Origin of the sequence: Pontibacter locisalis (assembly GCF_042684605.1) — a bacterium.
GTDB lineage: Bacteria > Bacteroidota > Bacteroidia > Cytophagales > Hymenobacteraceae > Pontibacter > Pontibacter locisalis.
The window spans coordinates 1-2,776 of record NZ_JBHULU010000025.1 but is presented as its reverse complement, the minus strand read 5'-3'; the positions used below and the strand labels follow the sequence as shown (position 1 = coordinate 2,776).

General features: G+C 50.1%; 3 protein-coding genes. 1 reads left to right on the top strand and 2 read right to left on the bottom strand.

Annotated elements, in window-relative coordinates; all coding sequences use genetic code 11:
* Positions 1-208: 208 nt before the first annotated feature.
* Together ACFSRY_RS18660 and ACFSRY_RS18655 are read right to left on the bottom strand one after the other, a co-directional pair.
* Positions 209-982 (bottom strand): DUF4382 domain-containing protein, encoded by a 774-nt coding sequence (locus ACFSRY_RS18660; RefSeq protein WP_377511635.1) that lies wholly within the window; start codon positions 980-982, stop codon positions 209-211.
* A 392-nt stretch (positions 983-1,374) separates the two neighbouring features.
* The gene (locus ACFSRY_RS18655; RefSeq protein WP_377511632.1) at positions 1,375-2,064 is read right to left on the bottom strand and encodes a hypothetical protein; all 690 of its coding nucleotides are present in this window, start codon (positions 2,062-2,064) and stop codon (positions 1,375-1,377) included.
* Positions 2,065-2,589: 525 nt separating this feature from the next.
* Here ACFSRY_RS18655 and ACFSRY_RS18650 point away from each other — a divergent pair.
* Positions 2,590-2,776 (top strand): RNA polymerase sigma factor (locus ACFSRY_RS18650; RefSeq protein WP_377511629.1); only part of this gene is annotated, 187 nt, incomplete at its 3' end.

Below are 2,776 nucleotides of genomic sequence, written 5' to 3'. Positions count from 1 at the left end.
ATTCACTGCGCCTTTAGCTGATGCTCATACCTCACATAATCGCTAAACTGACTTTTCTTACATACCCGGCGTGGTAAAAGTCGCTGTTGGCAGCCAGAAGCCTTTAACCCGCCTCTTGGGACAAGGTTAAAGGATACACAGTAAAAAGGCTTCCCAGCAGGAAGCCCTTTTACCTAACAAATTAAACAAGTGTTTCTAATAACTTTTGTTACTCAAGCGTTACAGTCCCCAGGTCTTTGATCTGCTCCTGCGACACGCTCACGTTCTCCAGCGTTTTGTCGTGTGCACCGCCCTCGGTGTAGAACTTCACCGTGTAAGTACCCGCCGGCACGCCCTTCACCAGGAAGTTCCCGCTCTCATCGGCAAAGCCACCCACAGTGTCAGTGGCGCTGATCACGTAAATGCCCGGCTTGTACTCAGCAGGCGTAACAGTACCTTTGATCCCTCCGGCAACGGCCTGCGTGATGGTGCGGATCACAGGCTTCAGGTTATACTGCCCATTGCCTCTCGGCACCACAGACTGAGCCGCGTCAAAGTCCAGCAACAGCGTGTAGGTCACATCACTCACCAGTTCAGCGTTGATGTCCAGCTTCACACCTGACTGCTGTCCGCTAGGCGTCACAAGCGGAGTTACTGTGCCATCCTTCAGCTTCAGCGTGTTGTTGTCACCCAGGATCAGCCTGATCTGAGCGATCCTGCCTGCAGGAAGGGTGGAGCTTGCCAGAAGGAAGCTTTCGCCGTTGGTGTAGTCCAGCAGGTTGTAGACGCCCGGCTTTATCTCATCCAGCGTGATCCACTCAGACTCATCGCCGTCGCCGTCCTTGTGCACCTGCACTGTCTTTACGTCCACGTTCACCTCTGCGTAGTCGCCAGGGGCGTCTGTCATGCGCACCTCCATACGGGCAGTGCCTTCGCTACTGTCGCAGGCGCTGAACAGGGCCAGTCCGCCAAGCATCAGGGGGAGTAAAAGTTTTCTTTTCATGGTGTATAATTGTTTTAGTTACAGGTCAAATATCAGACAGGAAGATGAAGACAAAATGAAGAACAAGAAAACCGCTATATTTTTATCAAAGATGGTGTTGGAACTCATTTATGGTCTTAGCAGATGAATAAATCTGACTACCTAGCAACCCCAGCTCTCAAAGGCAAGTGCTGATAAAATACACGACGATGTTGATGGTTATCAAGAGGAAGAACAGCCAAAATGAAGAGTTCTCCTCCTTATACCGCCACTTATAAAGTTTTTGGAATTCTGTATTCATCACTACTTTTTCCAAACTGGATTTTAAATGAGGTGTATGATCCTACCACCTGATAATAAAGGGCCCCAGCCATACGGTCCGGGGCGCTTTTGCCTTACCTATTATGGTTTACTTAATCTTTTATCTCGACATCTGTGGCCAGGTCCAGGCCATCGGCCACTATGTCAAAGATGTTGGTGTTCTGGGTTTCACTGATGACGATCACGCCCTCAGCGTTTTTTGCTGCTGCCGAAAGTTGCGCTGCCGACACGCCTGCAAACCAGGCGGTGGGATCGAAAGTCACCTGCGCCATAGAGCTCTGCCCTTCTGTGAAAGTTATGGTGCCCTCTCGCTCCACCTCAAATGTCTCCGCTGAGTTGAACTCAAAGCGCAGCGGGTGTGCCTGCCCCTGAGCGTCGGTGAAGGTGCCGTTCAGCACGACGGCCGGCTTTGTACCGCTGTCCTGCAGCTCGAGCTCGACCTCGATCTCCTCATAAGTGCCCGGCTTGAAGCCAACCGCGCTGATGTCTGGGGAGGTGGCCCCGGTGGCGAAGTCAATAGTCACGTCCTGCTCCAGCTCGAACTCCACCTCCAGCGAGTCAACGTCACTCTCTCCCTCAAACTGCACCTGGCTCAGCACGATGGTGCCGGAGGTGAAGGAAAGGCTGTTGGTGGAGGCAACTCTGCCGTTTAGCTGGGCGGCGGTTTTGACAGTAACGAAGTCTAGCCCTACCTGTGCCTGCGGGGAGGCTGTGTCTTCCGAGTCGCAGGAAAAAAGACCAAAGGCCAGGGCGCCTGCAAGTAATAAGGGTGAAGTTTTCATAAAAGTGTTGTTAAAGATTGTTTGAGGGTAAGACAGCGCCCGGCTGTTAAACGTTGGAAACGTATCTGGAAAAAAGTTCTAGAGTAACCGGCTTGGCACCGGCAAGCCAGACACAGGAAAATGATAAGCAGCTTTTAGTCAGCTGAATGCACCTTCCCAACAGCCTGAAAAAAATATTTCAAGAAAACAGCTTAGGATCACACATCTCTTTCCGTGAAATGCTTACTTTTGAATGATTCTGATAAAAAAGGATGAAAGGCGGAATTGCTTCTTTTGGACAGACCTTATTCACTCATGCCCCATATCCCTTAGAATAAATGCTACTCAGAACAAAAAGCAGCGTTGAGCAGTTTTACCAGCTTGGGATATTTTGTATTTTACCAACAATAAAAAACATTTTCTCAAAGCAACATGAAGCACTGGGGGAATTCTTTACTTTTTGCACGGCCCATTCCAACGTTTGGCCAGTCACGGCAATCTTAGGGTTGTTTTCGTGCCTGCTGGCTTTATAGTACTCCGTTAACCATGTTTGAGAAAGAACTCATCCAAAAATGCATCGCCCAGGAGCGCCAGGCGCAGGAAAGGCTCTACAGGCAATACGCGGACAAGATGTACAATGTCTGCCTTACCTATACAAAGGATGAGGACGAGGCTTGCGATGTGCTGCAGGAGGGTTTCATAAAAGTTTTCCGCAGCCTTGCCTCCTATGAGT

Coding starts and splice junctions, on each gene's coding strand:
- ACFSRY_RS18660 (WP_377511635.1), bottom strand. CDS start 982: ATGAAAAGAAAACTTTTACTCCCCCTGATGCTTGGCGGACTGGCCCTG.
- ACFSRY_RS18655 (WP_377511632.1), bottom strand. CDS start 2,064: ATGAAAACTTCACCCTTATTACTTGCAGGCGCCCTGGCCTTTGGTCTT.